Here is a 6940-nt window from a genome sequence, read left to right as displayed (position 1 = left end):
TGAATGCCTGAGCATCAAGACGCAGAAGAACCCATTCGCACTTTGCCGCAAGTTACTGATCAACGCCTCCCGCGCGGCTTATGATCAGTTACAGCTGCTTCTCGCAGCTACTGCGTAACATCAGTACCTAAATAACCGGCCTAATTGGTGCGGGCCAATTCTTCATCACGCAGAGCGCGGCGGAGGATCTTACCTACATTGGTCTTGGGCAGTTCATTACGAAACTCCACGGACCGGGGCATTTTGTAGCCAGTCAGGTTTTTTTTGCAGTGCTCTAGGATGGTGCTTTCCGTGAGCGATGCATCTTTCTTCACGATGAAAATCTTCACTGCTTCACCTGATTTCTCATCCGGGACACCGATACAAGCGACTTCCAATATGCCAGGGTGCATGGCGACGACATCTTCGATTTCATTCGGGTAGACGTTAAAACCGGACACCAAGATCATATCTTTCTTGCGATCGACCAGCTTTACAAAACCATCTGCGTGCACAACCGCCATGTCTCCAGTGGCTAGCCAGCCATCAGCATCTAGCACCTTGGCGGTTTCTTCAGGTCGCTGCCAGTATCCCTTCATGACTTGCGGGCCTTTTATCCATAACTCGCCTGCTACTTCGGTGCCGACCTCCTTACCGTCGGTATCCCTGATCTGGATATCTGTTGAAGGCACAGGCAAGCCAATCGCGCCGTTATAGACTTTGAGATTCATTGGATTAATACATACGGCGGGCGAAGCCTCGGTTAGGCCATACGCTTCAATAAGGGGTACGCCTGTAACGGCTGTCCAATTCTCTGCTACGGCTTTTTGTACCGCCATGCCGCCACCCAGCGCCAGCTTCCAGGTGCTGAAGCTCACCTTCTTGAAATCGGCGTTATTGATCAGCGCATTGAAAAGCGTATTTACGCCAGTCATGCAGGTGATTGGAAATTTCGTCAGCTCTTCAACAAATGCAGGGATATCACGTGGGTTGGTGATGAGAATGTTTTGTCCCCCAATCTTCGTGAAGGTCATGCAGTTCGCGGTCAGCGAGAAGATATGGTAGAGCGGGAGCGCGCAGACAATGATCTCCTTGCCCTCTTCGATCAAGGGCCGTAGCCATGCATGGGCCTGTTGCATATTTGCAATGATATTGCGATGAGTGAGCATGGCGCCCTTGGATATGCCAGTCGTACCGCCGGTGTATTGCAGAAAGGCAATGTCTTCATGGGTGACATCCACCTTTTTAAGCTCCTGCCCTTTGCCCATAGTTAAAGCACTATTGAAGCTGACGGCCTGGGGGAGTGTGTATTCGGGCACCATTTTTTTGAAATGCTTGAGCAGAAAACTGATGATGCTGCCCTTGAAACCCAGCAGGTCCCCCATCTCAGTGATGATCACATTCTTGATGGGGGTCTTGCCAATGACTTCAGCCAGAACATAAGCAAAGTTGGCCACGATAATGATCGTGGTGGCGCCGGAATCTTTGAGCTGATGTTCCAATTCGCGCGGGGTGTAGAGCGGATTGACGTTTACGACAGTCAGGCCGGCACGTAATGCGCCAAATACACAAACCGGGTACTGCAGCAGATTGGGCATCATCACAGCAACCCGTTCACCTTTACCCAGCTTCAGCCCTTGCTGCAAATAGGCGCCCAGATCGCGTGAGGCCGTATCAATTTCGCCATAGCTCATGGTGCGCTGCGCAAATTTGATAGAATTGCTGAAGGCGGGCCGGTCACGGAATTTGCTGGCGCTTCGCTCAAAGACTTCCCCGGCCGATTGAAATTCGTTGACGTCGATGTCTGCGGGTACGCCCTGTTGGTACTGGTTCAGCCAGATTTTTTCCATTACTGTCTCCATATTCTCTATTCTGTGCACCGCGGAGCGGCCTGAACCGAGCGCCTTTGCGCGCGACCGGGCTGGCACTGTACCGGAATAGAATATGCTGCGCCAAGTACCAATCTGATAGGTAGTTGGATGTTTATCCCCCTCTGTGGGGTTTCGTTTCCCGCGCTAAGTGGTTAAAATAGCGGGAATTTCATTTCTAGTTTCATCAGGGTGGGCTTCAAAAGCCCATTTTTTATTGGCGCGACGCATCATGGATTTGCAACATTTTCTCGACACAACGCTAGTTGGTCTCGGTTACGAGTTGGTCGATTTCGAATTGGCTCGTAATGGCCTGATGCGTGTATTCATCGACAAAGCGGGCGGCATCACGCTGGATGATTGCGTGGCGGTGAGCAATCACCTCAGCCGTGTGTTTTTGGTTGAGAACATTGATTACGACCGGCTGGAAATTTCATCGCCTGGATTGGATCGGCCCCTTAAACGAGAGGCTGATTTTGTCCGGTTTGCCGGTGAACAGGTAAAGATCAAGCTGCGCTTGCCACTAGATGGGAAGAAGTCAGTGCAGGGTGAGTTGAAGGGTGTCGCCGATGGGGCGGTGCTCGTAGCGGTAAGTGCGGATCAGACCGTGGCGGTACCGCTGGCGCAGATTGACAAGGCAAAACTGGTGCCGGTGTTCTGAATCGGCGTGCCGCCTAAGGCGGCTTTCGAGAGATTTGGCGCAAGCCTGAAGCAATATCGGTTGGAGGTATTCGAGTAATGAGTCGTGAAATCCTGTTGCTGGTCGATGCCTTGGCACGTGAAAAGAACGTGGCGCAAGATATCGTGTTCAGCGCACTTGAGATGGCACTGGCTTCTGCCACCAAGAAGCGCTACACGGATGATGTGGAAGTGCGTGTTGCGATCAATCGCAGCACGGGCGATTACGAGAGCTTCCGGCGCTGGGAGGTCGTGGAGGATAACGACCACGAAGAGCCGGCGCGACAGTACGCAATTACCGATGTGAAAGAGAAGAGCCTTGGGCTGGCGATTGGCGAGTTTTATGAAGTGCCGCTTGAACCCATCGAATTCGGTCGCATCGGAGCGCAGACGGCCAAGCAAGTTATTCTGCAGAAGATTCGTGACGCCGAGCGCGAGCAGATATTAAATGACTTCCTGGACCGCAAGGAACACTTGGTCACCGGCACTATCAAACGCATCGAGCGCGGTAACGCCATTGTCGAAGTGGGTAAACTGGAAGCCAAGTTGCCACGCGAGCACATGATTCCTAAAGAAAATCTGCGTGTCGGGGACCGTGTTCGCGCCTATTTGGTTAAAATCGACCGGGATGGTCGTGGCGCTCAGCTTATCCTTAGCCGTACCGTGCCGGAATTCATTGCCAAGTTGTTTGAGTTGGAAGTGCCTGAGATTGAAGAAGGTCTCATTGAAATCAGGGGTGCTGCCCGTGATCCTGGCGCGCGAGCAAAAATTGCCGTCAAGTCGAACGACCCGCGAGTGGACCCACAAGGGACGTGTATCGGTATGCGTGGATCACGTGTTCAGGCGGTTACTGGCGAGTTGGCTGGTGAGCGTGTGGATATCGTACTGTGGTCTGCTGACCCGGCGCAGTTTGTACTTGGTGCGCTTGCACCGGCCGAAGTCCAGAAGATCATGGTGGATGAAGACAGCCACAGCATGGATGTAGCTGTTGATGAAGAAAATCTGGCCATGGCCATTGGTCGTGGTGGTCAGAATGTTCGCTTAGCCAGTGAATTGACGGGTTGGAATATCAACATCATGACCCTGGAGCAGGCGGAACAGAAGCACGAAGTTGAATACGCCAAGGTACGTAGCCTGTTTATGGCCGCGCTTGATGTTGATGAGGAAGTGGCTGAAATTCTGGTGCAGGAAGGTTTTTCCTCGCTGGAAGAAGTTGCCTATGTGCCAGTAGAGGAAATGCTCGGCATTGATGGCTTCGACGAGGCCTTGGTGAATGAGTTACGCAGTCGCGCTCGTGATTCCCTGTTAACACAGGCTATCGCGAAAGAAGAGCAGGTTGAGCATGATGTGGAAGAATTGCAGCATCTCGAAGGCATTACCCCCGAGATCGCGCGCATGCTTGCTGCTCATGCAATCGCTACCCGCGATGACCTCGCTGAATTATCGGTGGATGAGTTGGTGGAAATGACCAATATCGATACTGAGGCTGCCAAGCAATTGATCATGATCGCCCGCGCCCACTGGTTTGAATAAACCAGGCGTTCGAGCAGAAGTTATGCCGGACACGGCAAGGAGACGGGACCCAGAATGACAGAAATGAACGTGAGCCAATTCGCGGCCGATTTAAAAATGCCGCCGCAACATTTACTGGATCAATTGCACGCGGCTGGCGTGCAAAAGGCCGGCGTGCACGATCCGCTGACCGAGCAGGACAAGACCAAGTTGCTTGTTTACTTACGCAGCGTTCATGGCCAGGTCATGGATAAGCCCAAAGTGACTTTGGCGCGTAAGCAAACGACAGAGATCAAGAAGTCGGATGCAACAGGTAAGAACCGCACGATCCAGGTTGAAGTAAAGAAAAAGCGTGTGTTGTTGACGCCTGACTCAATGACGGCAAAGGCAGAGGCCGAGCCAGAAATAGTGACGGTGGAAGCAGAAGCGCTCATCGAAGTTGCTGAGGCTGAAGCACCAATGGTTGAGTTGGTATCTGAGCCTGTAATCGTACAACCGGAACCTGAACCGGAACCTGTTGTGCTTGAAATTATTACTGAACAGGAAGTTGCATTGGTAGAAGAGGCAGTTGTTCTGGAAGCGCAGTCGGTGGCTGTTGCTGAAGCTCGGGGCTCTGCTGCGGCAGTTGCTCCGGCATTGTCACGTGCTGAGGTGTTGGGGCAGGCGGAATTGGATTCGCGCGCCCATCAAGCTGCACGTCAACGTGCGTTGTTTGATCGCCAGGCTGCGGATATCAAAGCCAAGCAAGATCGTGAAGTCGCCCGTAAGGCGGCACAAGAGCAACAAGCATTGCAGGCTCAGCAAGCAGCGATTCGGGCGGCGGCACCCAAACCTGTTGCGGCACCGGCGGATCACACCTTGCATCGCGCACCTAGCAAGCCAGGTGAAGCGAAAAAAGAAGCCAAGCCTGCCGCTGGTGGTAACGAGTCCAAGAAGGGCGCGGCAGCTGCACCTGCGAAGGATGCATGGGGTGATGGCGCCAAACGTCGTGGCGGTCTCAAGACCCGCGGTGGTGATACCTCTACCAATGCTTGGAAGAGTGGTAAGAAGGGCGGCCGTAACAAAGGCGCTAGCGATGATAATGCGCATGGCTTCCAGGCGCCTACCGAGCCTATCAGCCGTGAAGTTGATGTGTCGGAGACTATCTCGGTAGCAGACTTGGCTCACAAGATGGCCGTCAAAGCCAATGAAGTGATCAAGACGCTGATGAAGATGGGCATGATGGTTAGCATCAACCAGGTGCTGGACCAGGAAACGGCCATGATCGTGGTCGAGGAAATGGGCCACGTCGCTCGGGCTGCCAAACTGGACGATCCAGAGACCTATCTGGGCGTTGATGAGAAGCAGGAACATGATGCCTTGCCGCGTGCACCAGTGGTAACCGTGATGGGCCACGTTGATCATGGTAAGACGTCATTGCTGGACTACATCCGCCGCGCCAAAGTGGCGGCTGGTGAGGCCGGCGGTATTACCCAGCATATCGGTGCCTACCATGTAGAAACCGATAAGGGCATGATCACCTTCCTCGATACCCCTGGTCACGAAGCATTTACCGCTATGCGTGCCCGTGGTGCGAGCGCGACTGACATCGTGGTGTTGGTTGTGGCGGCAGATGACGGCGTGATGCCGCAGACGATTGAAGCTATCCACCATGCCAAGGCTGCCAAGGTGCCTATCGTGGTTGCGGTGAATAAGATCGATAAGCAAGGTGCCAATATTGAGCGTATTCGCCAAGAGTTAGTGGCGCATGAAGTTGTGCCTGAAGACTGGGGTGGCGATACTCAGTTCATCGAAGTTTCGGCCAAGATGGGTACCAATATTGATGGTTTGCTGGATGCCATTCTGCTGCAAGCAGAGGTGTTGGAGTTGACATCGCCTATCGATGCGCCTGCCAAGGGCCTGATTATTGAAGCGCGCCTGGACAAGGGGCGTGGTCCCGTTGCGACCATGCTTGTGCAGTCCGGTACGCTGAAGAAGGGCGATACTGTTTTGGCTGGTGCGGTATTCGGCAAGATTCGCGCCATGCTTGATGAGAATGGCAAGAATATCAATGAAGCTGGCCCGTCGATTCCGGTTGAGATTCTTGGTCTGTCTGAAGTGCCAAACGCGGGCGAAGATGCCATGGTATTGGCTGACGAGCGTAAGGCGCGTGAAATTGCCTTGTTCCGTCAGGGTAAGTTCCGTGATGTGAAACTGGCCAAGCAACAAGCTGCCAAGCTTGAAAACCTGATGGCCTCGATGACCGAGGGCGAAGTACAAAATCTACCTATCATCATCAAGGCGGATGTGCAGGGTTCGTTCGAGGCGCTGTCGCAAAGTCTGCAGAAGCTTTCCACCAGCGAAGTGCGCGTCAACATCCTGCATTCGGGTGTGGGCGGCATTACCGAGTCCGATGTGAATCTGGCGCTGGCTTCCAAGGCGGTCATTATTGGCTTCAACGTGCGTGCTGATGCAATGGCCCGCAAATTGGCTGAGAATGAAGGTGTCGATATCCGCTACTACAACATTATTTACGATGCTGTAGATGAGGTTCGTGCGGCGTTGTCTGGCATGTTGGCACCGGAGAAGAAAGAACAGGTTATCGGCTCGGTCGAGATCCGCCAAGTCTTCGTGGTGTCCAAAATCGGCTCGATTGCCGGTTGTTTCGTGCACGATGGTATGGTCAAGCGCGGCGCAGGCGTACGTCTCCTACGCAACCATGTGGTTATCCACCAGGGAGAATTGGACAGCCTCAAGCGCTTCAAGGACGACGTCAAGGAAGTCAAGTCGGGCTACGAATGTGGTCTGCAGTTGAAGAACTACAACGACATCCAAGAAGGCGACATGTTGGAAGTCTTCGAGATTGTTGAAGTGGCCCGCACTCTGTGAGGTGTGAGGAGTGTGACGTGAGGTGCGTCCACTCC

General features: G+C 53.4%; 4 protein-coding genes. 3 read left to right on the top strand and 1 reads right to left on the bottom strand.

From position 1 onward, the window contains the following. Positions 1–140: 140 nt before the first annotated feature. The gene (locus CSQ89_RS11890; RefSeq protein WP_099406376.1) at positions 141–1829 is read right to left on the bottom strand and encodes an AMP-binding protein; all 1689 of its coding nucleotides are present in this window, start codon (positions 1827–1829) and stop codon (positions 141–143) included. Positions 1830–2079: 250 nt separating this feature from the next. Here CSQ89_RS11890 and rimP point away from each other — a divergent pair, with 250 nt between their 5' ends. From rimP to infB, 3 genes are all read left to right on the top strand, one after another. After that, entirely contained in the window at positions 2080–2508 is a 429-nt protein-coding gene (gene rimP / locus CSQ89_RS11885) for a ribosome maturation factor RimP (protein WP_099406375.1), read from the top strand. Between the two features lie 77 nt (positions 2509–2585). After that, positions 2586–4058 carry a transcription termination factor NusA gene (gene nusA / locus CSQ89_RS11880; RefSeq protein WP_099406374.1) on the top strand — a complete coding sequence of 491 codons (1473 nt, stop codon included), beginning with the start codon at positions 2586–2588 and terminating at the stop codon, positions 4056–4058. Positions 4059–4112: 54 nt separating this feature from the next. Next, positions 4113–6905 (top strand): translation initiation factor IF-2, encoded by a 2793-nt coding sequence (infB, locus tag CSQ89_RS11875; protein WP_099406373.1) that lies wholly within the window; start codon positions 4113–4115, stop codon positions 6903–6905. Positions 6906–6940: the final 35 nt, after the last annotated feature.

The sequence above is a fragment of the Chitinimonas sp. BJB300 genome, from assembly GCF_002735695.1.
GTDB lineage: Bacteria > Pseudomonadota > Gammaproteobacteria > Burkholderiales > Chitinimonadaceae > Chitinimonas.
Note: the sequence above shows the minus strand (reverse complement) of the source record. Positions and strands in the feature narration are given on the sequence as shown.